This window comes from Thermotoga maritima MSB8, from assembly GCF_000008545.1.
Taxonomy (GTDB): domain Bacteria; phylum Thermotogota; class Thermotogae; order Thermotogales; family Thermotogaceae; genus Thermotoga; species Thermotoga maritima.
Genome location: NC_000853.1, coordinates 567,230 through 592,737, shown reverse-complemented (window position 1 = coordinate 592,737; position 25,508 = coordinate 567,230). Strand labels below are relative to the sequence as shown.

At 49.6% G+C, this 25,508-nt stretch carries 20 protein-coding genes; 7 read left to right on the top strand and 13 right to left on the bottom strand.

Annotation, left to right across the window (positions count from 1 at the left end; all coding sequences use genetic code 11):
• Positions 1–9 precede the first annotated feature (9 nt).
• From corA to TM_RS02875, 3 genes are all read right to left on the bottom strand, one after another.
• Positions 10–1,065, bottom strand: a complete 1,056-nt coding sequence (gene corA, locus TM_RS02885; RefSeq protein ID WP_004081315.1) for a magnesium/cobalt transporter CorA — start codon at positions 1,063–1,065, stop codon at positions 10–12.
• Between the two features lie 81 nt (positions 1,066–1,146).
• Positions 1,147–1,695 carry a DNA protection during starvation protein gene (gene dps / locus TM_RS02880; protein WP_004081317.1) on the bottom strand — a complete coding sequence of 183 codons (549 nt, stop codon included), beginning with the start codon at positions 1,693–1,695 and terminating at the stop codon, positions 1,147–1,149.
• A 97-nt stretch (positions 1,696–1,792) separates the two neighbouring features.
• Positions 1,793–2,524, bottom strand: a complete 732-nt coding sequence (locus tag TM_RS02875; protein ID WP_004081319.1) for a PHP domain-containing protein — start codon at positions 2,522–2,524, stop codon at positions 1,793–1,795.
• A gap of 211 nt (positions 2,525–2,735) precedes the next feature.
• Between TM_RS02875 and carA the strand changes: the two genes are divergently transcribed.
• Positions 2,736–3,914 (top strand): glutamine-hydrolyzing carbamoyl-phosphate synthase small subunit, encoded by a 1,179-nt coding sequence (gene carA, locus TM_RS02870; RefSeq protein ID WP_004081322.1) that lies wholly within the window; start codon positions 2,736–2,738, stop codon positions 3,912–3,914.
• Positions 3,914–7,213, top strand: a complete 3,300-nt coding sequence (gene carB / locus TM_RS02865; RefSeq protein ID WP_004081324.1) for a carbamoyl-phosphate synthase large subunit — start codon at positions 3,914–3,916, stop codon at positions 7,211–7,213. Before carA ends, carB begins: the two co-directional genes overlap by 1 nt.
• Before the next feature lie 17 nt (positions 7,214–7,230).
• Here the strand turns inward: carB and leuB are convergent, their stop codons facing one another.
• From leuB to ilvB, 9 genes are read right to left on the bottom strand one after another with little or no spacing between them, the layout of a single operon-like run.
• Entirely contained in the window at positions 7,231–8,295 is a 1,065-nt protein-coding gene (leuB, locus tag TM_RS02860; RefSeq protein WP_004081326.1) for a 3-isopropylmalate dehydrogenase, read from the bottom strand.
• Positions 8,296–8,298: 3 nt separating this feature from the next.
• Positions 8,299–8,799, bottom strand: coding sequence for a 3-isopropylmalate dehydratase small subunit (leuD, locus tag TM_RS02855; protein ID WP_010865146.1), 501 nt, complete (start codon positions 8,797–8,799; stop codon positions 8,299–8,301).
• A gap of 4 nt (positions 8,800–8,803) precedes the next feature.
• Positions 8,804–10,057: a 3-isopropylmalate dehydratase large subunit gene (gene leuC / locus TM_RS02850; protein ID WP_004081330.1), complete on the bottom strand. Its 1,254-nt coding sequence runs from the start codon at positions 10,055–10,057 to the stop codon at positions 8,804–8,806.
• Position 10,058: 1 nt separating this feature from the next.
• Positions 10,059–11,600, bottom strand: coding sequence for a 2-isopropylmalate synthase (leuA, locus tag TM_RS02845; protein WP_004081333.1), 1,542 nt, complete (start codon positions 11,598–11,600; stop codon positions 10,059–10,061).
• Complete coding sequence (gene cimA / locus TM_RS02840; protein ID WP_004081335.1) at positions 11,587–13,203, bottom strand: citramalate synthase; 1,617 nt, start codon at positions 13,201–13,203, stop codon at positions 11,587–11,589. Before cimA ends, leuA begins: the two co-directional genes overlap by 14 nt.
• A 12-nt stretch (positions 13,204–13,215) precedes the next feature.
• A complete protein-coding gene (gene ilvD / locus TM_RS02835) occupies positions 13,216–14,880 on the bottom strand; it encodes a dihydroxy-acid dehydratase (protein WP_004081337.1) in 1,665 nt (554 codons plus the stop codon).
• A complete protein-coding gene (gene ilvC / locus TM_RS02830; protein ID WP_004081338.1) occupies positions 14,870–15,880 on the bottom strand; it encodes a ketol-acid reductoisomerase in 1,011 nt (336 codons plus the stop codon). Before ilvC ends, ilvD begins: the two co-directional genes overlap by 11 nt.
• Positions 15,880–16,395, bottom strand: coding sequence for an acetolactate synthase small subunit (gene ilvN / locus TM_RS02825; protein ID WP_004081340.1), 516 nt, complete (start codon positions 16,393–16,395; stop codon positions 15,880–15,882). Before ilvN ends, ilvC begins: the two co-directional genes overlap by 1 nt.
• On the bottom strand, positions 16,392–18,137 hold the full coding sequence (gene ilvB / locus TM_RS02820; RefSeq protein WP_004081342.1) for a biosynthetic-type acetolactate synthase large subunit: 1,746 nt from the start codon (positions 18,135–18,137) through the stop codon (positions 16,392–16,394). The genes ilvN and ilvB overlap by 4 nt, the downstream gene beginning before the upstream one ends.
• A 228-nt stretch (positions 18,138–18,365) precedes the next feature.
• Here ilvB and TM_RS02815 point away from each other — a divergent pair, with 228 nt between their 5' ends.
• From TM_RS02815 to TM_RS02795, 5 genes are read left to right on the top strand one after another with little or no spacing between them, the layout of a single operon-like run.
• Positions 18,366–20,528 (top strand): aspartate kinase, encoded by a 2,163-nt coding sequence (locus TM_RS02815; protein ID WP_004081345.1) that lies wholly within the window; start codon positions 18,366–18,368, stop codon positions 20,526–20,528.
• Positions 20,528–21,574 carry a threonine synthase gene (gene thrC, locus TM_RS02810; protein ID WP_010865143.1) on the top strand — a complete coding sequence of 349 codons (1,047 nt, stop codon included), beginning with the start codon at positions 20,528–20,530 and terminating at the stop codon, positions 21,572–21,574. Before TM_RS02815 ends, thrC begins: the two co-directional genes overlap by 1 nt.
• Positions 21,571–22,416, top strand: coding sequence for a homoserine kinase (thrB, locus tag TM_RS02805; protein ID WP_004081349.1), 846 nt, complete (start codon positions 21,571–21,573; stop codon positions 22,414–22,416). The genes thrC and thrB overlap by 4 nt, the downstream gene beginning before the upstream one ends.
• Before the next feature lie 11 nt (positions 22,417–22,427).
• Positions 22,428–23,162, top strand: a complete 735-nt coding sequence (locus tag TM_RS02800) for an ABC transporter ATP-binding protein (protein ID WP_004081352.1) — start codon at positions 22,428–22,430, stop codon at positions 23,160–23,162.
• Complete coding sequence (locus TM_RS02795; protein WP_004081357.1) at positions 23,144–24,382, top strand: ABC transporter permease; 1,239 nt, start codon at positions 23,144–23,146, stop codon at positions 24,380–24,382. Before TM_RS02800 ends, TM_RS02795 begins: the two co-directional genes overlap by 19 nt.
• Here TM_RS02795 and TM_RS02790 read toward each other — a convergent pair.
• Positions 24,374–25,504, bottom strand: a complete 1,131-nt coding sequence (locus tag TM_RS02790) for an NAD(P)-dependent malic enzyme (RefSeq protein ID WP_004081360.1) — start codon at positions 25,502–25,504, stop codon at positions 24,374–24,376. The genes TM_RS02795 and TM_RS02790 overlap by 9 nt on opposite strands.
• Positions 25,505–25,508 lie beyond the last annotated feature (4 nt).

Here is a 25,508-nt window from a genome sequence, read left to right as displayed (position 1 = left end):
GTTGACAAATCACAGCCACTTCTTTTTCTTGAAGTAGACCACCATGATGACAGCGATCACACCCATAACAGCGAGAACCACAGGATAGCCCCATTTCCATCTGAGCTCCGGCATGTATTCGAAGTTCATTCCGTAGATACCCGCTATGAAGGTGAGAGGCATGAAGATCGTCGCTATGATGGTGAGCACCTTCATCACTTCGTTTGTTTTGTTACTTACACTCGAAAGATACACATCAAGAAGACCGCTCACGATGTCTCTGAAGGTTTCTACGGTGTCTGCAATCTGGATAGTGTGATCGTATACATCTCTGAAATATGGGACCGTTTCTTTTTCTATAAGAGGAGGAACATCTCTGTAAAGAGAACTCAACACTTCTCTCAACGGCCAGATCGTCTTTCTCAGTTCAACCAGATTTCTCTTGAGTTGATGTGTCCTCTGAACTGTCTCTTTTTCAGGTCTTTCGAGCACTTCTTCCTCCAGTACATCGATCTCATCGTCGATCTTCTCCAGCAGGACGAAATAGTCATCCACCAGTGCATCTATCAGTGAGTAGAGGAGGTAATCCGCTCTCTTTTTCCTTATGATTCCCCTGTTGTATCTGATTCTTTCCCGTACGGGATCGAACACGTCCCCTATCTTTTCCTGAAACATAAGAACGCAGTTTTTTGTGAGTATCAAACTGACCTGCTCCGATTCCAGTTCATGAAGATTTTTATCATAGGTGAACATCTTCAGAACGATGAACACGTAGTTTTCGAAAAACTCCACTTTTGGTCTCTGATGCACATTGAGGATGTCTTCGAGCACGAGAGGATGAATACCAAAGAACTCACCTACCCTTTGAACCACATCCGTCCTGTGTATGCCTGTTATGTTTATCCAGGTGGGTGTTGAAGAATCTCTGAAGGGAAGAACGGATTCGACATCTGTGGTTTTGAACTCGCGAAATTCCTCTATGGAGTAATTCATCACTTCAATCTCAAAATCTTCCCTGTACTTCCCTGTGTAAACGAGCGTTCCTGGGGGGAGACCTTTCTTAGCAGACAGCCTCTTTTCCTCCACTGCGATCCCTCCCGATCTTTTTGATCCTATTTTAAAACAAAAGGCGCACCCAAAGGTGCGCCTGCCTGAATTGTTGAATCTTCACTTGAGGAATTTCGAAACGAACGGCGAAGTTTCACCACGCCTCATGAAGTGACCAGATGGCCCCTCTCCGAGGAACTCGGAGAACCAGGATTCGTGTTCGATCTCTTCGTTCAGAATAGCAAGAGACAGTTCGTAGGTCCTGTGATCTTTACCCGCGGTCATGTTGCATATCTCGGTGTACCCTTTCACCGCACATCTTTCAGCGGCAACGAGCACCCTCAGAATCTCCTGAACAGTTGGTTTGTCCGGAAGTCTTGCTGGTGGACATGCAGAGAGATCGTGGAACTCCTTCATGCAATCTGGAAGTTTTCCACCGAGCTCGTAGATTCTTGGAACAAGTGCTTCGAAGTGATTTCTGTCTTCGATTCTTGCAACTTCCGCAATCTCTTTGATGGTTTCTCCCTCAAGTCCTATGAGGTTCGCTCTCAAGATGGTGTAGTAGTAATAAGTCGTGAGTTCGGCCGCCGCATTCTTGATCAGAAGTTCCAGCAGCTTATCGACATCAACCCCTGCTTTTTCCACCATTTCCCTCGCCACTCTCGCCATAGTAACACCTCCTGCTCACTTTCTTAACTCAGTACGCGTTCTTTTCGTGTTTGTAACAAATCGTAGTTGTTCTATTTTTACTCCAAAGTTTCATTCATTATATCACATCTGACAGAGAACTCAACCTGTTTTTTCTCATCAAATAGATCGCCACATCCGTGTTCTTTCTGATTGCTTCCTTTATCGCCTCGATGTTTTTCTCCGACTTCACAAGGGTTTTCCAGGAGTAAACGTGCCAAAGTTCGTGAAAATCGGAGTTCGCCACGTATCGATACTTTTTCACACCAACAGAGTTGAACAGGTCATCACGATTCGCGATTTCCCACGCGTCGAACGTGTCCTTGAAACGCTCCATGTTCGCCCAGAGATACCACGAAAGATGTTCTTCATCTTGCTTTTTTCTATCCGGATGCGCGGCTATAACAAGAGCGTTTTGCTCCTTCAACTTCTCCACAATTTCTTCTACAGGCAGTGAAGGATCTACGTACTCCTTCACATCCACGGCGACTATGTGGTACAGATCCGTGTTGTTCGTGATCTCAACACCCGGTATGAGGATCATTCCATATTCTTCCCAGGCCCTTTTCTGTTCTCTCCAGAGACGTTTCAAATAATCCTGAAACTTATCTTCTGTGATCGCTCCGAGCGGTTCTCCGTTCCTCTTTCTCTGCTCGAGAGTTCTTCGGTCGACTATATGATCTGTTATGGAAACCACGTCCACTCCATGTTTTCCAAACAGATCCACCACTTCTCCCAGAGGAAGATGCCCGTCACTCATGTTCGTGTGTACATGGAAATCACAAAGAAGCCATTCCGTATCGGTTTTCATTTATCGTCACTCCTTTGATTGGTTTGGAAGGTGATGTTTAAGCCATTGTTTATTAGTTTTCAGAACCCTGCATTCATTGCATGAAAATCCTCAAATTTCAAATGTTTATTCCAAATTAAAGTCCTGTGACTTTCCTTTAATTCAAAGTAAAGAAAAAGACGGGAGGTCCTTTCAGCGGGTATAATCTCTGAGAAAGGGAAGGAGGTGCAACATGTCCAAAAAAGCACTTCTCGCTTTAGAAGACGGTTCGTTTTTTTTTGGACAGAGTCTGGGTGCAGAGGGTGAAACTTTTGGTGAACTGGTCTTCAACACGGGAATGACAGGCTATCAGGAAGTCCTCACCGATCCCTCCTACACCGGTCAGATCGTCGTCATGACCTACCCGGAAATAGGAATCTACGGAGTGAACGACGAAGACGTAGAATCAGATGGAATAAAAGTTGCCGGTTTTGTTGTCTACAGAAGCGTGGATACCCCTTCCAACTGGAGAGCCACCATGTCTTTCCCCGATTACTTGAAAAAGTACAACATCGTGGCCATAGAAGGAGTGGACACCAGAGCACTCACCAGGAAAATTCGAGTGAAAGGTGCTATGAAAGGTGCCATATCGACCGTTGATCTCGATCCGGATTCCCTTGTAAAACGGGTGAAAGAAAGCCCCAGTATCGTTGGAAGGGATTTAGCCGGTCTTGTTTCACCGAAGGAAGTCATCGTAGAAAACCCGGAAGGAGATTTCTCAGTGGTGGTACTCGATTCCGGTGTCAAATGGGGTATTCTCAGAGACCTGAAGAGAGTGGGAGCAAAAGTGATGAGAGTTCCTTACAGTGTTGATATAGACGACATCAAAAAGCTGAATCCCGACGGTGTTCTGATCTCGAACGGTCCCGGTGATCCCGCCGCCCTTTTGAAAACCATCAGATTGATCAAAGACCTTCTGAAAGAAGAAATTCCACTCGCGGGGATCTGCCTTGGGCATCAGCTCCTTGGCCTCGCCGTTGGTGGAAGGACTTACAAGATGAAATTCGGTCACAGAGGCATCAACCATCCCGTTAAAGATCTGAGAACCGGTCGTGTTCTGATCACAACGCACAACCACGGCTTCGCTGTGGATCCAAAGAGTTTCGGCCTTCCAGAACTGGGAAGCGAGGATCAGGACGCGAACGTTCTCACGAAAAATCTTCAGAAGATATCCGTCCTCGAAGGAATCAGTCCTCAGGGAATAAAAGTCGAGATCACCCACATCTCCCTGAACGACGGAACGATGGAAGGAATGAGGCTGGTTGATTATCCAGCCTTTTCTGTTCAATATCACCCTGAAGCCTCTCCCGGACCTCACGATGCCAAGTACTTCTTCGAAGAATTCAAACGCCTCATAAAGGAGGTAAGGTAATGCCGAAGAGAGAAGACATAAAGAGGATCCTCGTTATAGGATCCGGTCCGATCACAATCGGTCAGGCTGCGGAGTTCGACTATTCAGGTACCCAGGCCCTGAAGGCTCTCAAAAGCGCCGGCTACGAGGTGATCATAGTTAACTCCAACTCCGCGACCATAATGACAGATCCGGAGTTTTCCGATGCCGTTTACATAGAACCTCTAACGGTGGAGTTCCTCGAAAAGATTATTGAAAAAGAAAGACCAGATGCCCTGCTCCCCACCCTCGGAGGACAGACCGCCCTGAATCTCGCTGTGGAACTTGCCGAAAGGGGAATCCTCGATAAATACGGCGTTCAGTTGATCGGCGCAAAGCTCGAGTCGATAAAGAAGGCCGAGGATAGAGAACTCTTCAAGGAAACCATGGAAAAGGCAGGCCTTGAGGTTCTGAGAAGCAGACTCGTGAACAACCTCGCCGATGCACTGGAGACGGCAAGAGAATTCGGCTACCCCGTCATAATAAGGCCGAGTTTCACCCTTGGTGGAACAGGTGGTGGAATCGCGTTCAACGAAGAAGAACTGAGAGACATCGTGACAAAGGGTCTCATAGAAAGTCCGGTTCACACGGTCCTCATAGAGGAGTCGGTCCTCGGCTGGAAGGAGTACGAACTCGAAGTGGTGAGAGACGGAGCTGGAAACTTCATTGTGGTGTGTTCCATAGAGAATCTCGACCCCATGGGAATACACACCGGAGATTCCATAACGGTGGCACCTGCGCAAACACTCACGGACGTTGAGTACCAGAGAATGAGGGACGCAGCTTACAAAGTGATCGATGCGATCGGTATAGAAACGGGTGGATCGAACATCCAGTTCGCTTTGGATCCAGAGACCGGTAGAATGGTCGTCATAGAGATGAACCCAAGGGTCTCCAGGTCATCCGCACTGGCATCGAAGGCAACGGGCTATCCCATCGCGAAGGTCGCAGCTCTCCTTGCCGTTGGTTTCACTCTCGATGAGATACCGAACTACATCACCGGCAAAACGATGGCCGCCTTTGAACCCTCCATAGACTACGTCGTGGTGAAGATACCGAGATTCCAGCTCGAAAAGTTCCCCGGGGCTGACCCAAGACTGAACACCCAGATGAAGTCCGTAGGAGAAGTGATGGCGATAGGCAGGACCTTCAAAGAAGCCTTGGGAAAAGCCCTCAGATCCCTTGAACTCGATGCCGCTCCCAAACTGGATCTTGAACACATAAGAGAACACCTTGCAAATCCAACGCCGGAAAGGATCTCCTACGTCTTCGCCGCGTTCAGGAACGGAATGGATGTAGAAGAGGTGCACGAACTCACTAAGATCGACAGATGGTTCCTCAGAGAGATGAAAGCGTGTATAGAGCTCGAGGAAGAGCTGAAGTTGAAGAAATTCGATGTGGAGATCCTGAAGAAAGCAAAACAGTGGGGATACTCAGACAGGGAAATTGCGGAGATATGGGGTGTTTCAGAAAAAGAAATCAGAAAGATGAGAGAAGACAACCGGATCTTTCCCGTCTACAAGATGGTGGACACCTGCGCCGCTGAGTTCGAGGCACAGACCCCGTATTACTACTCCACCTACAACGGCGTGGAGAACGAAGCGGTACCTTCAGACAGAGAGAAGATCATGATTCTGGGATCCGGTCCCAACAGGATAGGTCAGGGAATAGAATTCGACTACACGAACGTCCACGGAGTGTGGTCCTTCCAGGAAGAAGGATACGAAACCATAATGGTCAACTCCAACCCCGAAACCGTTTCGACTGACTACGACACTTCAGACAGGCTTTACTTCGAACCGCTCACCGTTGAAGATGTTCTGGAGATCGTGAGGAACGAAAAACCGAAGGGAGTGGTGGTGGCATTCGGCGGTCAGACACCACTGAAGATAGCAAAATACCTCGTAGAAGAGAGGGTGAACATCATAGGAACGAGCTTCGAATCGATTGAGATCGCCGAAGACAGGGAAAAATTCGCTAAGCTTCTGAAACAAATCGGGTTGAAGTGCCCTCCATTTGGAACGGCATCGTCCGTGGAAGAAGCGTTGAGGGTAGCAGAGAATCTTGGATACCCCGTTCTTGTGAGGCCGAGCTACGTGCTCGGAGGAAGGGCCATGGCCATTGTGGACACTCCTCAGGAACTCGAAATGTACGTCAAGGAAGCGGCCGTTGTCTCACCGGGATACCCCGTTCTGATAGACAAATTTCTTGAAGACGCGATAGAACTCGACGTAGATGTCGTGTCGGATGGAAAATACGTGTGGATAGCAGGATTGATGGAGCAGATAGAAGAAGCCGGAGTCCATTCGGGAGATTCCGCGTGTGTTCTGCCCCCTGTGAGTCTTTCTGAGAAACTCGTGGAAGAGATAGAGGAAACCGTTTACAAGCTTGTAAAAGCGCTGAAGGTTGTGGGAGTTGCGAACATACAGCTTGCGGTGAAAGACGAGGAGATCTACATCATAGAGGCAAATCCCAGAGCATCGAGAACAGTTCCTTTCGTGAGCAAAGCGATCGGAATCCCCGTGGCGAGAATCGCCGCCAAAATCATGGTGGGAAGAAACCTGCCCGAGCTCCTTTCTGAGTACTTCCCATATCCCACAAGACCAGGGGTAAAAGTTGATAAACTGGGAGAGAGTGAGATCCTCCCAACTCCCTGGCCGAAGATGTTCTCTGTGAAAGAGGTGGTGATACCGTTCCATAAGTTCCCGGGAACGGATGTACTTCTCGGGCCAGAGATGCGCTCCACAGGAGAAGTGATGGGAATCGGTGAAGATTTCGCAGAGGCATTCGCGAAGGCTCAGATAGCCGCCGGAAACCCCCTGCCAACAACGGGAGCCATTCTCGCAACCGTCGCAGACAAAGACAAGAGGGAAGCCGTTCCTCTCTTGGCTCACCTCGCAGACATGGGCTTTGAGATATACGCAACAAGAGGAACGGCAAAGGCTCTGCAGTCACACGGTGTGGAAGTGAAGGTGGTTCCAAAGGTGGGAGAAGGAAGACCGGACGTGATAGATCTTCTGGAGCAGGGAAAGATATCCCTTGTTGTGATCACCCAGTCCAGTGATGAACCTGCGCTCGTCGCCGTCTCTCATGGAAAGGAACCCTTCAAAGTTGAAGGAAGAAGAACCGTCGGATACATGATAAGAACCACGGCGCTGAAGAGGAAGATCCCATACCTGACCACAGTCGAGTCACTCAGAGCAGCGGTGGCGGCGATCAGAAAGATGAAGAAAGGCTCTATCGTGAAGGTGAGAAGACTCACCGACACATGGAAAATGTGAAGGCCCTGAAGGGCCCTTCACCATATTTCTTCGAGTTTTTTACATATGAGATCTCCCATCTGAGAGGTCGAAACCGCCTTTTCTGGATCCTCTGCGATGTCTCTGGTTCTGTATCCCTCTTCTATCACCAGCTCAACCGCTCTTTCTATCTTTCTTGCCTCTTCCACCATTCCAAAGGAATGCTCGAGCATCATGGCGAGAGAGAGGATCTGTGCGATCGGGTTGGCGATGTTCTTTCCGGCTATATCAGGAGCGGAACCTCCTGCCGGTTCGTAGAGGTTCTTATCACCGAAAGACGCGGACGGCAGAAGACCAAGAGAACCAGGAAGTGCCGCGCTCTCATCCGAGAGAATGTCTCCAAACATGTTCGTTGTGAGGATCACATCGAACTGCGATGGTTTCAGGATGAGCTGCATAGCAGCGTTGTCCACATATATGTGCGTCAGCTCCACATCAGGGTATTCTCTCGCTACTTCGTTCACAACTTTCCTCCACAGCATAGAACTGTAGAGGACGTTCGCTTTGTCGACGGAGGTGACCTTTTTTCTTCTGTTTTTTGCGATTTCAAAGGCAGTTCTCGCGATCCGTTCCACGGTTTTTCTGTCGTAGATCATGGTGTCGAATCCCTTTTCTTCATCCAATCCCCTCGGCTGGCCGTAGTAAACTCCGTAGGAAAGTTCCCTGACGGTCACAAGATCGACCCCGGATCCAATCACCTTTTCTTTCAGAGGAGAGACATGCACAAGCGATCTGTAGACCTTTATAGGCCTGATGTTTGCGTAAAGGTTGAGCATCTTCCTTAGGGCAAGAAGCCCCCCTATTTCCGGCCTCTTCTCCGGAGGAAGATCGTCCCATTTAGGTCCTCCGACGCTTCCAAGGAAGATCGCGTCGGCTTCCAGACATATCTTTTTTGTCTCCTCAGGAAGGGGTTCACCGAATCTGTCTATGGCATCCCCTCCGATGTGTCCAAAGACTTTCTCAAAGGTTTTCCCCGTTTTCTTTTCCACCACCTCGAGCACTTTCAGAGCTTCCCTTACAACTTCAGGACCTATACCGTCTCCAGGTAAAACCGCTATCTTCATTCGTCACTCCCCCACTTCTTTGAGACAGTATTCAAGCCATCCACCCGCTTCCATGATCTTCATGAGAAACTCAGGATAGGGTCTTATTCTGTACTCTTTCCCTTTCGTGAGATTCCTCACCACTCCGTTTTCCAGATCCACCTCTGCTATGTCTCCCTCTTCGAACTCGTCGGCTTCTTTCAGTTCGACGATGGGGAGACCGATGTTTATAGCGTTTCTGAAGAAAATCCTTGCAAAAGACTTGGCTATGACACAGGAGATTCCAGCCGCCTTTATGGCAACGGGAGCGTGTTCCCTCGAGGAACCGCATCCGAAGTTCTCTCCTGCCACGATGATCGATCCTTTTATATCGTCTCGTCTTCCAAAGCCGGGTCTCGCGTCCTCCATACAGTATTTTGCGAGTTCCTGAGGGTCAGAAGTGTTGAGGTACCTAGCCGGTATGATCTCGTCCGTGTTCACGTTGTCCCCAAAAACGAAAACCTTTCCCTTTATCTTCACCACCATCACCTCACAGCTTTCTCGGATCTGCGATGTATCCTTTTATTGCGCTGGCCGCCGCCACTGCAGGAGATGCCAGGAAAACCTTGCTGTTCGGATGTCCCATCCTTCCAACGAAGTTCCTGTTCGTTGTGGAGATCGCAACCTCTCCTTCTGCGAGCACTCCCATGTGTCCGCCAAGACAGGGTCCACATGTGGGCGTGGAAACGGCGCAGCCCGCGTCGATGAATATGTCGATGAGTCCTTCTTTGAGAGCCTGTTTGTAAACCTTCTGGGATCCCGGAATTATGATGCATCGAACGTCCGGTGATACTGTCCTTCCCTTCAGAATCTGCGCGGCAAGTCTGAGATCTTCTATCCTTCCGTTGGTACAGCTTCCTATCACCGCCTGATCTATCTTTATTCTCTCTTTCTCAGCTTCGGAAACGTCCTTCGCGTTGGATGGGAGGAAGGGATATGCAACCTGAGGTTCGAGCTCAGAAAGGTCCATTTCCACTTCTCTCACGTATTTTGCGTCTTCGTCCGGGTACATCTCTTCCACTTCTATGCCTCTTTCTCTTTCGTAGGCAATGGTGATCTCGTCCACCGGAAACAGTCCCGTCTTTCCTCCCGCCTCGATCGCCATGTTCGAAATGGTAAAACGGCCGTCCATGCTGATCTCTTTCACACCCGGTCCAGAGAATTCTATCGCCTTGTAGTTGGCTCCATCTACACCGAGTATCGAGATGAGCTTCAACACGAGGTCTTTGGCAGTCACCAGATCCTTGAACTTCCCGCGAAGAGTCACCTTTATACTCTCGGGGACACGGAACCATACCTTTCCTATGAGATAGAAGCCCGCGATGTCGGTGGACCCCACTCCGGTCGCAAACGCTCCAAGGGCTCCGTAGGTACAGGTGTGTGAATCCGCACCGACCACGAGATCTCCGGATTTCACGATTCCTTCTTCTGGAAGCAGCACGTGTTCAATACCCATCCTGCCTATTTCGAAGAACTTTTCGATCCCCTGCTCTCTGGCAAATTCTCTCATCATCTTCACCTGCATGGCGGACTTTATGTCCTTGTTGGGGGTGAAATGGTCTGGAACGAGCACCACTCTGTCTGGATACTTCACTTTCTTTCCACCGTACTCCTTGAACTTCTTTATCGCAAGCGGAGCCGTTATGTCGTTCGCGAGAGCGATGTCCGGCTCCAGAAGGAGAAATTCTCCCGGTTCCACCTTTCTTCCCGCTTTTTGAGAGAGTATCTTTTCTGCGAGTGTCATCTCACTCAGCACCTCCGTTTTTTCTGAGAAGACCTTTGGCGATGAGGTACTTGTTTATCGCGTTTATGTAAGCTATCGCGGAGGCCTCCACTATGTCCGTGGAAACTCCCCTTCCACTGTAGAGTTCGTTGTCTATTCTCAACGTGAGTTTGACTTCTCCCTGCGCGTTCTTTCCAGTTCCAACCGCCTGAATTATGTACTCTTCGAGCTTGGGCTGTATACCGAGCGCTTTGTCTATGGCCTTGAAAATGGCATCCACCGGTCCGTTTCCTGCCTCTGCTGCTTCTCTCTTCTCGTTTCCAACCTGAAGCACGACCGCCGCAGTTGGAAGCAGTGTGTTTCCGGTGTGTACATGGAAGTGAACGAGTTTGTAACCGTTGATGGGTTCCCTCAAAACTTCAGAGACGATCGAGAAAAGATCATCGTCGTAAACCTCTTTCTTTCTGTCGGCGAGTTCTGTGAATTTCTCGAACACTTTCTGGAAAGTCTCTTCGTCGAGTTTGATGCCGTATGTCTCCAGTTTCTTCCTGAGGGCGTGTTTTCCGGAGTGTCTTCCAAGCACGAGCGTCTCGGAAGACCTGCCGATATCTGAAGGTTTCATGATCTCGTAGGTTTCTCTGTGTTTCAGCACACCGTCCTGGTGTATTCCCGACTCGTGAAGGAACACGTTCTCTCCCACTATGGGTTTGTTTCTGGACGGGATGAGCCCCGTTATGTGTGTGAGGAGTCTGGAAGCGGGGTATATGAGCTCCGTCTTTATACCCGTCTCGTAGGGAAGTTTGTCTTTCCTCACCTTGAGGATCATCACGAACTCTTCCAGGGCGCAGTTTCCTGCCCTTTCTCCGATGCCGTTCAAAGTCACCTCGACCTGGGTGGCTCCGTTCTGAACGGCGGCAAGGGAGTTCGCCACGGCGAGTCCGAGATCGTTGTGACAGTGCACAGAGAGATCGACGTTTTCTATACCGGGCACACCCTCCCTCAGAGTCTTTATGAGTTCTCCAAACTCGTCGGGAAGGGCGTACCCCACCGTGTCCGGAACGTTGATCGTAGTGGCTCCGGCTTCGATCGCCGTCTTGTAAGCCTCTATCAGGAAGGGAACCTCCGTTCTCGAAGCGTCTTCCGCCGAGAACTCCACGAGGTCGAAGAACTGTTTGGCGTAACCGACGTATCTTCTGATCCTCTCGAGGATCTCTTCTTTTTCCATTCTCAGCTTGTACTTTCTGTGAATCGGAGAAGTCGCTATGAAAACGTGTATCATACGTTTGTCCTTTGGTCGATCCTTGAGAGCCTCGTATGCTGCGTCTATGTCTTTTTCAACGCACCTTGCGAGTCCCACCACTATGGGTTTCTGAACGGCGCTCGCAACTCTTTTCACAGCCTCGAACTGCACGGGAGATGAAACGGGAAACCCGGCTTCGATGAGATCGACGCCGAGATCCTCCAACATGAGCGCCATTTCTACTTTTTCTTCAATCGACATCGAAGCTCCCGGGGATTGCTCTCCGTCTCTCAACGTTGTATCGAAGATCTTAATTCTCCTCATCGTTTCTCATCTCCTCTTCATCCTTGTGAAGCTTGTACTCTAAGGATTCGAGAAGAGCGGTCCAGGAAGCCTCTATGATGTTCGGTGAGACGCCCACAGTTCCCCACCTTCTCTTTCCGTCGCTGGACTCTATGAGAACCCGTGTTGTCGCTTTGGTGCCCGCCTGCTCGTTCAGGATTCTCACCTTGTAGTCCGTGAGTTTCGTGTCTTTCAAAGATGGATAGAATTTCTCGAGGGCTTTTCTCACCGCTCTGTCGAGGGCTTCTACCGGTCCTTCTCCTTCCGCTGCTGTGTGTTCAAAGGGTTCGTCGTGTCCCAGTCTCTTCGCAACTTCGTCCGGGACTCTGACCTTCACGGTTGCTTCGGAGAAACTCTCCTCATCCCTGTTCTTTATGGTCATCACGGTGAAACCGAGAAACTCAAAGTACTTCTTTCTTTTCCCGAGCATATCCCTGACGAGAAGCTCGAAAGATGCCTCCGCACCCTCGAAGTGGTACCCCTGCGCTTCCAATTCCTTGATCTTTTTGAGGATCTCCCTGACCTTGGGCGATGACTCATCTATTTCGAATCCCATTTCCTTTATCTTCTCCAGCACGTTGCTCTTACCGGAAAGTTCCGAGATGGATATGATCCTTCTGTTCCCCACGAGTTCCGGGTCGATGTGTTCGTAAGTCCTTGGATCGCGTTTTATGGCAGAAACATGGACTCCTCCCTTGTGAGCGAAGGCGTAATCACCCACATAGGGCATGTTCTCGATGTGGGGTCTTCCGGAGAGTTCTGCAACGAGGTGTGCCACATCGAAGAGTTTCTTCAGATTTTCCTTTGGTATAACCTCAAGACCCATCTTGAGGACGAGATTCGGAATCACCGAACAGAGATTCGCGTTTCCACATCTCTCTCCAAGGCCGTTTATGGTCCCCTGGACGTGCACGGCTCCCTTTCTCACAGCCGCGAGTGTATTCGCCACCGCCACATCCGAATCGTTGTGAGCGTGTATTCCGAGCGGAGCTTTCACGTGCTTTTTCACATCCTCGATGATCTCCTCGATCTCGTGTGGAAGCGTTCCACCGTTCGTGTCAGCGAGAACGAGACAATCAGCCCCCGCTTCTTCAGCCACCTTCAGAGTTTTGAGGGCGTACTCTCTGTTCGCCTTGTACCCATCGAAGAAGTGTTCCGCGTCGTATATCACCTCATCGGCGAATCTTTTGAGATATGAAACTGTGTCGTATATCATCTTCAGATTCTCTTCGAGTGTCGTTCGCAAGGCTTTTTCCACGTGAAGATCCCAGCTCTTTCCAAAGATCGTGTAAACAGGTGTTTCCGCTTTTATGAGGGTCTGAATGTTCGCGTCTTCTTCTATTTTTACGTCGGGCCTTCTTGTGGAACTGAAGGCCGCCACTTTCAGATTCTTGAAGTTCATACCTTTTACAGCTTCAAAAAACGCTATATCCTTCGGGTTGGAGCCAGGCCAACCCCCTTCAAGATAGTGAACACCGAGGTCATCGAGTGCCTCGGCAATTCTGATCTTATCTTCGAGTGAGAAAGAAACTCCAAAGGCCTGCGCACCGTCCCTGAGCGTTGTATCGTAGACCTTTATACTCAAAAGACCACCTCCTCAGGGCTTCCTGAAGATTGCCCCCTTGCTCGCCGACTGTACGAAGAATGCGTACCTTCTCAGGTAATCGCTGTCCACTTCTTTCACCAGAGGCGTGAACTCTTTCATTCTTCTTTCGAACTCTTCGTCTGAGATCAAGAGATTCAGGGTTCTCTTTTCAAAATCTATCTCGATGAGGTCCCCGTCTTTCACGATACCTATAGGACCGCCTTCTGCCGCTTCTGGAGAAACGTGACCTATCACGGCACCGTGCGATCCACCCGAGAACCTACCGTCTGTGATGAGAGCCACGTCCTCCGCAAGGCCCATCCCCACGATGGCGGAGGTGGGTGAGAGCATCTCTCTCATCCCGGGACCGCCCTTCGGCCCTTCGTAGCGGATCACAACCACGTCTCCTTTTTTGATCTTTCCAGATAGAATGGCTTTTGTCGCCTCTTCTCCGTCTTCAAAGACGACGGCCGGACCAACGTGGTGCATCATCTTCTCGGGAACACCGGAGAGTTTGGCAACCGCTCCTTCTGGAGCGAGGTTCCCGAAGAGGATACCGAGTCCGCCCTCTTTGTGGTACGGATTATCGAAGGGCCTGATCACATCTTCATTCAGGATCTTAGCCTCTCTGACGAGATCTCCAATCTTTCTCAAATAGATGGTCATGACGTCTTCTTTCAAAAGACCATTTTCCTGGAGACGCTTCATCACAGCGTAGATACCACCAGCATCGTCAAGGTCCTGGATGTGGTACGGACCAACGGGAGAGATGTTGCAGATGTGAGGAATCTTCCTGCTGAGTTCGTCAAAGAGCTTTATATCGAAATCTATTCCAAAACTCTCGGCTATCGCCTTCAAATGCAGAACTGTGTTCGTGGAACCTCCCGTTGCGAGGTCCACCATGACAGCGTTCATGAAAGAGTCCAGAGTGACGATATCCCTTGGTTTTACATCTCTTTTCACGAGTTCCACAACGAGCATCCCCGCTTCTTTCGCCATTCTCAACCTCTTCGCGTGGACGGCCGGTACAGTCCCATTCCCCCTCGGTGCAATTCCGAGAGCTTCCGCCAGAGAGTTCATCGTGTTCGCGGTGAACAATCCAGCACACGAACCGGCACCGGGACACGCGAGGTCTTCTATCGCTTTGAGCGTTTCTTCATCGACTTTTCCCACTTTGTATCCACCAACCGCTTCGAAGACGGTGATGAGATCGATGTCTCTGCCGTTGTAGCGACCTGCGAGCATGGGACCGCCGGATATCAGAACGGACGGGATGTTCAATCTTCCCATGGCCATCATCATGCCGGGTGTGATCTTGTCGCAGTTGGGGACGAAGACCAAACCATCGAAGGGGAAACCGCTTGCAACGATCTCTATGGAGTCCGCTATGAGTTCCCTCGAGGGCAAGGAAAACTTCATCCCCCTGTGATCCATTGCTATTCCGTCACAGATCCCGATCGTTGGAAAGACGAAGGGAACTCCCCCGGCCATTCTCACACCGGCTTTCACCGCCTCGACAACCTTGTCAAGGTGGACATGGCCGGGAATGATCTCGTTCCACGAGGACACTATGCCGATGAAAGGCCTTCGCATTTCGTCGTCCGTTATTCCGAGTGCCTTCAAAAGTGATCTATGAGGAACCCTTTCGAGGCCCTTTTTTATCACATCACTCCTCATCGACGTTCCTCTCCTTGAGCCATGGCATCATTTTTCTGAGTTCTTTTCCCACTTTTTCTATGAGATGTTCTGATTCTTTCTTTCTCATGGTGTAGAAGTAGGGTCTTCCCGCCTGATTCTCGAGTATCCAGTCTTTAGCGAACTTTCCTGTCTGAATGTCCTTGAGCATCTGCTTCATGTTCTCTCTCACTTCTTTTGTAACGATCTTTTCCTGACTGATGTAGTCACCGTACTCTGCGGTGTTGCTGACGGAGTATCTCATGAAGGAAAGACCACCTTCGTAGATGAGATCAACGATGAGCTTGAGCTCGTTGAGACACTCGAAGTAGGCAATTTCCGGTTGATAACCCGCATCCACGAGAGTTTCAAAACCGGCTTTTATGAGAGCCGTTACTCCACCGCAGAGGACCGCCTGCTCTCCAAACAGGTCCGTTTCCGTCTCTTCCTTGAAGGTCGTCTCTATCACACCAGCTCTCGTCACGCCGATACCTTTGGCGTAGGCAAGCGCTATATCTTTGGCCTTACCGGTGTAGTCCTGATAGACCGCTACAAGAGCCGGCACACCCCTTCCTTCGACGTATTCTCTTCTCACGATGTGACCAGGGCTCTTTGGAGCGATCATTGTCACATCCACGTTCTTTGGAGGAATGATCTGATGATAGTGGATGTTGAACCCGTGGGCAAACATCAGCATCTTACCCTCGGTGAGGTGTTTTTCTATGTACTTTTTGTAGATCTCCGGCTGGTGTTCATCGGGAATGAGTATCATGATGATGTCGGCCTCTTTTGCCGCCTCTTCTATTGTTTTCACGGTGAGACCCTGTTCCTCCGCCTTCTTCCAGCTCTTGCTTCCCTCTCTCAATCCGACCACAACGTTGAGACCGCTGTCTTTCAAATTCAACGCGTGCGCATGCCCCTGACTCCCGTACCCTATGATAGCGATCTTTTTGTCCTTGATCAGATTGAGATCCGCGTCCTTGTCGTAATAAATCACTGCCATCAGAATCCCTCCCCTTCTTTTACGTTCCACCTGTTCATGGCTACGATACCTGTTCTCGCTATTTCCTCCACCTGCTTCTGAGGAAGAAGATTTATGAAAGCCTCCACTTTACTTCTCGCACCAGTGATTTCTATGATTGCGCCTTCTCTGGAAACATCGATGATCTTACCCCTGAATATCTCGACGAGCTGGAAGATCTCCTGTTTGTCCTCATCGAACCTCACCTTGATCAGAGCCATTTCTCTTTCCACGCGGTTCTCCGGAAGGGGATCGATGGGAGTTACCTTCACAACCTCCACGAGTTTGTAGGCCTGTTTTTCTATCTGTTCTATCGTTTTGTCGTCGCCCTTCACCATTATCACAAGCCTCGAAAGGCCCGGAGTTTCCGATTCTCCAACGGTGATACTGCTGATGTTGAACCCCCTTCTGGCGAACAGGTTCGCCACCTTCCTCATTACACCGGGTTTATTGTGAACGAGCATGGACACAAGATGCTCTCGAATCTGGTCCGTCATCTTTCATCACCTCTCCTGCTCTCTTCGATGACCTTCAGAACTCTTTCCACGAAGGTTTCGTCGTATGGGGCTTCAATGAGCGGTGTTCCCACGTCTCCTCCCGGTGGTACCATCGGAAGAACGTTCTCGGCGGGATCAACGACGGCGTGAATGAGCATCGGCTCTTTGGATTTTGCGAGTTTCTCGATCGCTTCATCGACCTGATCGGGCTTTTCTATTCTCATTGCTTTTATACCAACAGCTTCCGCTATCTTCGCGAAATCCGGGTTGTCAGACAGAATGGTGGCAGAGTATCTGCAGTTGAAAAAGAGCTGCTGCCACTGTCTCACCATTCCCAGCGCTTTGTTGTCCATCACGATGATCTTCACAGGAAGGTTGTACCTTTTTATCGTCATGAGCTCCTGTATGTTCATCTGGAAACCGCCGTCTCCGGCAAAGACTACAACCTCCTTGTCTGGGGCTCCTATCTTGGCTCCTATTCCAGCGGGAAGGGCGTATCCCATCGTTCCGAGTCCTCCGGAACACAGGAAAGACCTCTGGTGTTTGAACTTGTAGAACTGAGCAACCCACATCTGGTTCTGCCCCACATCCGCAACGACCACCGTGTCGTCTGGAAAGACCTCGTTCACCTTTTCCACAACGTACTGGGGTTTTATGAGCTTCCCATCCCTCTTGTAGGTGAGCGGGTACTTTTTCTTTATCTCCTGGAGCTCTTCGATCCAGTCCGAGAAGTCCGTCTCGATTTCGTACTTCAGGAATTCCTCAAGGACACTCTTCAGATCGCCGACTATGGGCACGTCTACCCGAACGTTCTTTCCGATTTCGGCGGGATCTATATCAACATGGACTATTCTGGCGTTCTTCGCGAATGTCCTGGGATTTCCGAGGATTCTGTCGCTGAATCTCACACCGAGGGCGATGATGAGATCTGCGTTGGCCACGGCGTAGTTCCCATAGTAAGTACCGTGCATTCCGATTCCTTCGTAGTAAAGCTTCTCGTCGGAAGGATTCACACCGCGTCCCATGAGCGTGCTGACAGCGGGAACCTTGAATTTGTCGATGAACTGATTCACAAGATCCATGGCACCGGAAAGATTCGCTCCACCACCCACAATGACAACGGGGCGCTTCGATTCTTTCAAGAGTTCAACCGCCTTCTTTATCTGTTTGGGATGGCCTTTCACCGTGGGTTTGTATCCCGGAATTTCCACCGTATCAGGATAGTTGAATTCCCCCTCGGCAGTTTGTATATCCTTTGGGAAGTCCAGAAGGACAGGTCCCGGCCTTCCCGTTGTGGCAACGTAGAACATTTCTTTTATCGCGTAAGGAAGTTCTTCTATACTCGTAACGAGGTGGTTGTGCTTGGTGATGGGCATGGTGATTCCCGTGACATCCACTTCCTGAAAGGCGTCTGTTCCTATGAAAGAGGTGGGAACCTGACCGGTGATCACCACGATCGGAATCGAATCCATGTAGGCGGTGGCTATGCCTGTGACCGTGTTCGTGGCACCTGGCCCGGAAGTGACGATGACCACTCCGGGCTTTCCCGTGACCCTCGCGTAACCGTCTGCCGCGTGTGTGGCTCCCTGTTCGTGTCTGAAAAGATAGAAGTTTATCTTATCTTCGTAATTGCAGAGTTCATCGTATACGTTGATGATGGCACCACCAGGGATACCGAAAATCGTATCGACTCCCTCTTTCAGAAGGGCTTCGAATAACATCTTTGAACCTTTCATCTTCACGTGAACCACTCCTCTCGGAGATTGAATGATTATACCAGACCTGGAATAATAAATAAATCACGGGGGGTTTTTAGGAATGGTATATCACTCACTTTAAAATGTCAAGTTGTTGAATCGAATTTTTTGTTAGAAGTAGCATTTTTATCATGAAAATGTAAAATTTAGGATAAGATGAGAACATATCGATCCTTTAAAATGTTCACAAACTCTTCCCAAGGAGTGAGAAAAGTGCGGGTAGGAATCGCAGGGCTTGGAACTGTGGGTGGCAGTATATACCGCATACTGAAAGAAAGAGGAAATGAAATAGAAAAAAGGATCGGTGAAAAGTTCATCATTTCGAAGGTGATAAATCGCTCTCCTCAAAAGTACGAACTGCTTGGTGTTCCGAAAGAGGAGATAGCTTTCGATTTCGATGACCTCATTTTGAACAGCGATGTGGTTGTAGAAGCAATAGGTGGAACGGATGTGGCGGTCGATCTTGTGCGACGTGCCTTGGAGCTGGGGCGAATCGTCGTAACTCCAAACAAAAATCTCATCTCCGAATACGGCAACGAGTTCTCAGAGTACATAAAAAAACGGAAGCTTTTCTTCGAGGCATCCGTGGGTGGGGGTATTCCCATCATATCTCTCCTTCAGGATTATCTGATCTTTCAGAAAGTCACCAGGATACGCGGAATAATGAACGGAACGACGAACTACATCCTCACGGAGATGAGCAAGGGAAGACATTTCGAAGAAGTTCTGAAAGAAGCACAGGAACTTGGCTATGCTGAAGCTGATCCCACAAACGACATCGAAGGTTACGACGTGGCGTACAAGGTCTCCGTCTTAGCTGGTGTGGTAACGGGAAGGTTTCCGGGCATAAACAGCGTGCAGTTCGAGGGCATAACCAGAATAGATCCGGAGTATCTAAAAGAGATCGTTCGCTCCGGAAAAAAGCTGAAGCTGATCGGGGAACTCGATTTTTCAACAAACAGATACGAGGTACGTTTGAGAGAAGTGACACCAGAGGATCCGTTCTTCAACGTGGATGGTGTAGACAACGCGATAGAAGTTTCAACTGATCTCGCTGGAGATTTTCTGCTGAAGGGAAGGGGAGCGGGTGGATATCCCACCGCCAGCGCCGTGATAGCGGATCTTTTCAGAGTGGCGAAATACAAGGTGCTCGGCGGTGCCGAGAAGTTCTCGGTTGTGGTGATGAAGTTCGGTGGAGCCGCTATCTCCGATGTGGAAAAACTCGAGAAAGTGGCCGAGAAAATCATAAAGAGAAAGAAGAGCGGTGTGAAGCCCGTTGTCGTGCTTTCCGCCATGGGAGACACCACAGATCACCTGATAGAACTCGCAAAGACGATAGATGAAAACCCCGACCCGAGAGAACTGGATCTTCTCCTCTCGACGGGAGAAATACAGAGTGTGGCTCTCATGAGCATCGCACTCAGAAAGAGAGGCTACAAAGCGATCTCTTTCACTGGAAATCAGCTGAAGATCATAACCGACAAGCGTTACGGATCAGCGAGGATCATCGACATCAACACGGATATCATTTCGAGGTATCTGAAGCAGGATTTCATACCCGTTGTCGCCGGGTTTCAGGGTATAACCGAAACGGGGGATATCACCACACTTGGGAGGGGTGGCTCAGATCTCACAGCGATCGCTCTCGCTTACTCACTGGGAGCGGATTTGTGTGAGCTCTACAAAGACGTGGACGGGGTGTACACGGCGGATCCCAGGATCGTAAAAGACGCGCGGGTGATAAAAGAGCTCTCCTGGGAAGAGATGATCGAGCTCTCGAGACACGGTGCCCAGGTGCTGCAGGCGAGAGCGGCGGAATTCGCGAGAAAGTATGGTGTCAAGGTTCTCATAAAGAACGCACACAAAGAAACTCGTGGAACCCTTATATGGGAGGGGACAAAAGTGGAGAATCCAATCGTCAGGGCGGTTACCTTTGAAGACGGTATGGCGAAGGTTGTTCTGAAGGATGTACCGGACAAACCCGGTGTCGCAGCACGGATTATGAGAACTCTCTCTCAGATGGGAGTGAACATCGACATGATCATACAGGGAATGAAGAGCGGGGAGTACAACACCGTGGCGTTCATCGTTCCGGAGTCCCAGCTTGGAAAACTCGACATCGATCTTCTGAAAACAAGAAGCGAAGCAAAAGAGATCATCATTGAAAAAGGACTCGCAAAGGTCTCCATCGTAGGGGTGAACCTCACTTCAACACCGGAAATCTCCGCTACTCTCTTTGAAACACTGGCGAACGAGGGGATCAACATCGATATGATCAGTGCATCGAGCAGCAGGATTTCTGTGATCATAGACGGAAAATACGTGGAGGATGCCGTGAAGGCGATACACAGCAGATTCGAACTGGACAGGGAGTGATGAAATTGGGCATACTCGAAAAGTACAGAAGATTTCTTCCCGTAACAGACAAAACCCCTATGCTCTCTTTGAATGAAGGGAACACTCCTCTCATACCTCTTGTGAACATGAGCAGGGAACTCGGAATAAACATCTACGTGAAGTACGAAGGATCCAATCCGACGGGGTCCTTCAAAGATAGAGGAATGGTCGTTGCCGTCGCAAAGGCACTGGAAGAAGGCTCGAAAGCCATCATGTGCGCTTCAACGGGGAACACCTCCGCATCCGCTGCCGCGTACGCCGCAAGGGCAGGAATAAAGGCGATCGTTCTGATACCAGAAGGGAAGATCGCACTCGGAAAGCTGGCTCAGGCGATGATATACGGCGCCGTGGTGCTTCAGGTGAGAGGGAATTTCGACAAGTGTCTGGAACTGGTCAAGGAGATCACATCCAAATATCCCATCACACTCGTGAACAGTATCAATCCCTACAGACTCGAAGGTCAGAAAACGGCCGCTTTTGAGATAGTCGACGAGCTCGGAGATGCACCGGACTACCACTTCATCCCCGTGGGAAACGCGGGCAACATCTCCGCTTACTGGATGGGATACAAGGAGTATTATCAGCATGGGTTCTCCACCAAACTGCCGAAGATGATGGGATTCCAGGCGGAAGGGGCCGCCCCCATAGTTCGCGGTCATCCCATAGAAAACCCGGAGACGGTCGCCACTGCAATAAGGATCGGTAACCCCGCGAACTGGGAAAAAGCGGTCCGGGCACGCGATGAATCGGGTGGAGACATCGACATGGTGAGCGACGAAGAAATACTGCGCGCACAGAGACTCTTGGCTCAGAAAGAAGGGATCTTCTGTGAGCCCGCATCCGCTGCATCGATAGCGGGGCTTTTGAAGAAGCACAGACAGGGAATCTTCAGGGGTGGAGAGATCGTTGTGTGTACCCTCACAGGGAACGGTTTGAAAGATCCGAACATCGTCATCTCACAGCTTGAACCCCCAAGGATCATAGAAGGAAGAGTAGAAGAGATTCTGGAGGTACTCGACATATGAAGGTCCTGGTACCGGCCACAACGACCAATCTCGGAGCGGGATTCGACGTCTTTGGACTCGCGCTGGATCTTTTCAACGAAGTGGAGTTTTCTTTCGATACAAAAGAGACAACCATAGAAAGTACTGGAAAATACGCTTCGGATTTGAAGGACCACAATCTGTTTTTCGAAGTCCTCAGGTTCTTTGAGAGAAAAACCGGGTACAGAGTTCCGCCAGTCAGGATCAAGCAGACATGCAACATCCCTGTATCGAGCGGTCTTGGATCGAGCGCCGCTGTGATCGTCGCGGCACTCCACATTGCGAACGAAGGAACGGGCAGAAATCTTTCACGGGAAGATCTCATGAAACTCGCTGTGGAGCTGGAAGGACACCCTGACAACGTTGTACCCGCTTTCACAGGGGGGCTTGTGGTCTGTTATCAAAACGGAAGTCATCTTGATTTTGAAAAGTTCGAGATCGATCTTTCTCTCACATTTCTTGTTCCGAATTTTCCAGTATGTACAAACGAGATGAGAAAGATCCTTCCGGAGAAGGTCCCTTTCGAAGATGCGGTCTTCAACATAAAGAATTCATGCCAGTTCCTTGCAAAGATCGCAGCTGGAAAGATCAAAGAGGCTCTGAAATACGTGGGAGATCGACTTCACCAGAACTACAGGATAAACGGCAATAAGAAGATGAAAGAGTTTGTGGAAGCCATCTTATCAAAAAATCCCGAGTACTGGTTTGTAAGCGGATCCGGTCCTTCTGTTTGTTCCAATATAAATGACTTTGAAGGGATTCCCTATCTCAAGGACGTTCTGAAGCTGAGGGTGAACAACAGGGGGATGATAGTTTCAGAATAGGGGGTGTATCGATGGGGGCAGTGGTTGTAAAGGATCTGAGAAAAAGAATTGGAAAGAAAGAGATCCTGAAGGGAATTTCTTTTGAGATCGAAGAAGGAGAGATCTTTGGTCTCATAGGACCGAACGGTGCGGGAAAGACCACCACACTCAGGATCATCTCCACGCTGATCAAGCCTTCCTCCGGAATCGTCACCGTATTTGGAAAGAACGTTGTTGAAGAACCACACGAAGTGAGAAAGCTGATCAGCTACCTTCCCGAAGAAGCGGGCGCCTACAGGAACATGCAGGGAATCGAATACCTGAGATTCGTTGCGGGTTTCTACGCTTCCAGCTCAAGCGAGATAGAAGAGATGGTCGAACGGGCAACGGAGATCGCCGGTCTCGGTGAAAAGATAAAAGACAGAGTCTCAACCTACAGCAAAGGTATGGTGAGAAAACTCCTCATAGCGAGGGCTTTGATGGTGAATCCTCGTCTCGCCATCCTCGACGAACCCACCTCCGGCCTCGATGTCCTCAACGCAAGAGAAGTGAGAAAGATATTGAAACAGGCATCTCAGGAAGGTCTCACCATACTGGTCTCTTCTCACAACATGCTCGAAGTGGAATTCCTCTGTGATCGAATAGCGCTGATTCACAACGGAACGATTGTGGAAACGGGAACCGTTGAAGAACTCAAGGAAAGGTACAAAGCACAGAACATCGAAGAGGTCTTCGAGGAGGTGGTGAAATGTTCGGAAAACTTCTGAAGAAAGAGATAAAAGAACTTCTCAATCTGGGAGCAATTGTCTCTGTCATTGTGGTGGCTGTTCTGTACGGTTCACTGGGCAACGTGTTCAAAAGCACCGTAGAGAAATCCACTGTTGGTCAGAAGGTGGCGATCGTGAGGGAAGACACAGGAACGATCGCCGAACTCGCAGAAAAAGCACTCGGCAATATGGTGGATATCGTGTACGCAGGAAGTGATCTGAAAGAAGCGGAAGAAGCTGTGAAGAAGGAAAAGGCTCCTGCGATCATTGTGATACCCAAAGGTTTTTCTCAAAGCTTGGAATCAGGTGAAAAAGCGCGGTTGGAAATTGTGTGGTACCTGAGAGGAACCGGCCTGTCAGAAGCGGTCTCCACGGGTACGATCTCATCCCTGATCGAATCCCTCAAGGTGCAGCTTGCTTCATTCTTACTGAACGATCCGAAAAAAGCCCAGCTTCTGTTCGATCCACTCGAGATCGTTCAACACACCTACTTGAGGGGAAGCCTCTTCAAAAATCACTCACCAGAAGCGATAATGAACGTCTTCTACTCTCAAAACATAATGATTCCCATTCTCATCATGATGCTGATAATCATGTCGGGATCTTCCCTCATCTCTTCACTCGCGATGGAGAAAGAGAACAAGACCCTCGAGACACTCCTCACGATGCCCGTGAAGCGAGAACACATCGCACTCGCAAAGATCGTGGGAAGTGCGATCGTTGGTCTGATCCTTGCGGGAATATACATGGCAGGCTTTTACAGCTACCTGAATTCTCTGACGCAGAATGTTCAGGGAATGGGGTTGAACTTTAAGGCTGTGGATTTCCTGCTGATGGGGTCGAGTCTCTTTCTTTCCATCTTAGCCGGCCTTTCTCTCTGTATGCTACTCGGTATGATGGCAAAAGACTACAGAAGCGCTCAGCTTCTCACGTTTCCCATTTCGATACTCGCACTGGTTCCGATGATAGCGAACATGATAATGGATTTTTCGAACCTTCCAGGAGTTCTCAAAGTGATCGTTTTCCTGATTCCTTTCTCCCATCCCATAATGTCTCCAAAGCTGGCTTTCTATGGAGACTACGGTCTCATTGTTTCAGGAATTCTGTACCTTCTCATCTTTTCGATTGTCACCACAGTTTTTGTGTTCAGAATATTCAACTCAGATTACGTTGTTCTCGGATGGCAAAGAGAGAAAAGGTTGAAATTCTTCTCACGCTGAACCTTTGACAGCAGTATAGACGTTCAAATGAACCTTCATGTCGAAAGCCTCCGGTATGATGCGCTCTGGTTCTGGTTCACACGAGCGAGCGATGGCTTCCACGGCGGAGAGAAGCATGTTCTTCGTGATCTTCGATCTTTTCTCCACGGCTCCTTTCATAATGCCGGGGAAAGCGAGAAGGTTGTTCACCTGATTTGGATGATCTGATCTTCCCGTTGCAACTATGAAGGCACCCGCTTCCCTTGCGAGTTCTGGATCTATCTCGGGAACAGGATTCGCGAGGGCGAATATCACAGGTTTTCTGCTCATCTTCTTTATCCACTCTGGTTTCAGAATGTTTCCCCTCGAAACACCTATGAAGAAATCAGCACCTTCCAGGGCTGTTTCAAGATCACCGGATAGCCTTTCCGGATTGGTGATGCGTGCGATTTCGAGGTGGTACTCGTTCAAACAGGTCTCCGGATCGTTTTCGTTGAGGATGCCTTTTCTGTCGACAGCTACAACGTTTTTCACACCAAGATCGAGCAGAAACTTCACGATGTTGTAGCCAGCAGCTCCTATACCGTTCACAACCACCTTTACTTCTTCGATCTTTTTCTCCGTGAGTTTCAGCGCGTTGAGAAAAGCTGCGGACACCACAACGGCGGTTCCCTGCTGGTCGTCGTGGAAAACAGGAATGTTCATCTCTTCCGAGAGGCGCTGAAGGATTCGAAAACACTTCGGCGCTCCTATGTCCTCAAGGTTTATGCCGCCAAAGCTCGGCTCTAAACTCTTCACAATGGAGATTATTTTTTCCTCCTCGGATTCGGAAAGACAGATGGGAAAGGCGTCGATATCGGCGAAGGCCTTGAAAAGAAAGGCTTTCCCCTCCATCACTGGAAGAGCACCGTAAGGCCCTATGTTACCGAGTCCCAGAACAGCGCTTCCGTCTGAAACAACGGCAACCGTGTTCCATCTTGAGGTGTAAACGTAGGTCTTTTCTGGATCCTCAGCACAGGCTCTGGCAACATCTGCGACACCGGGTGTGTAGAGCAGAGATAGCGTCTCCCTGTCAACCTTTTCAACAGGAAGGGCAGTTCTTATCTTTCCCTTCAGAAATCTGTGTATCTCGAGCGCATCCACATCC

Coding starts and splice junctions, on each gene's coding strand:
- dps (WP_004081317.1), bottom strand. CDS start 1,695: ATGGCGAGAGTGGCGAGGGAAATGGTGGAAAAAGCAGGGGTTGATGTC.
- TM_RS02875 (WP_004081319.1), bottom strand. CDS start 2,524: ATGAAAACCGATACGGAATGGCTTCTTTGTGATTTCCATGTACACACG.
- carA (WP_004081322.1), top strand. CDS start 2,736: ATGTCCAAAAAAGCACTTCTCGCTTTAGAAGACGGTTCGTTTTTTTTT.
- carB (WP_004081324.1), top strand. CDS start 3,914: ATGCCGAAGAGAGAAGACATAAAGAGGATCCTCGTTATAGGATCCGGT.
- leuB (WP_004081326.1), bottom strand. CDS start 8,295: ATGAAGATAGCGGTTTTACCTGGAGACGGTATAGGTCCTGAAGTTGTA.
- leuD (WP_010865146.1), bottom strand. CDS start 8,799: ATGGTGGTGAAGATAAAGGGAAAGGTTTTCGTTTTTGGGGACAACGTG.
- leuC (WP_004081330.1), bottom strand. CDS start 10,057: ATGACACTCGCAGAAAAGATACTCTCTCAAAAAGCGGGAAGAAAGGTG.
- leuA (WP_004081333.1), bottom strand. CDS start 11,600: ATGAGGAGAATTAAGATCTTCGATACAACGTTGAGAGACGGAGAGCAA.
- ilvD (WP_004081337.1), bottom strand. CDS start 14,880: ATGAGGAGTGATGTGATAAAAAAGGGCCTCGAAAGGGTTCCTCATAGA.
- ilvC (WP_004081338.1), bottom strand. CDS start 15,880: ATGGCAGTGATTTATTACGACAAGGACGCGGATCTCAATCTGATCAAG.
- ilvN (WP_004081340.1), bottom strand. CDS start 16,395: ATGACGGACCAGATTCGAGAGCATCTTGTGTCCATGCTCGTTCACAAT.
- thrC (WP_010865143.1), top strand. CDS start 20,528: ATGAAATTGGGCATACTCGAAAAGTACAGAAGATTTCTTCCCGTAACA.
- thrB (WP_004081349.1), top strand. CDS start 21,571: ATGAAGGTCCTGGTACCGGCCACAACGACCAATCTCGGAGCGGGATTC.
- TM_RS02800 (WP_004081352.1), top strand. CDS start 22,428: ATGGGGGCAGTGGTTGTAAAGGATCTGAGAAAAAGAATTGGAAAGAAA.
- TM_RS02795 (WP_004081357.1), top strand. CDS start 23,144: ATGTTCGGAAAACTTCTGAAGAAAGAGATAAAAGAACTTCTCAATCTG.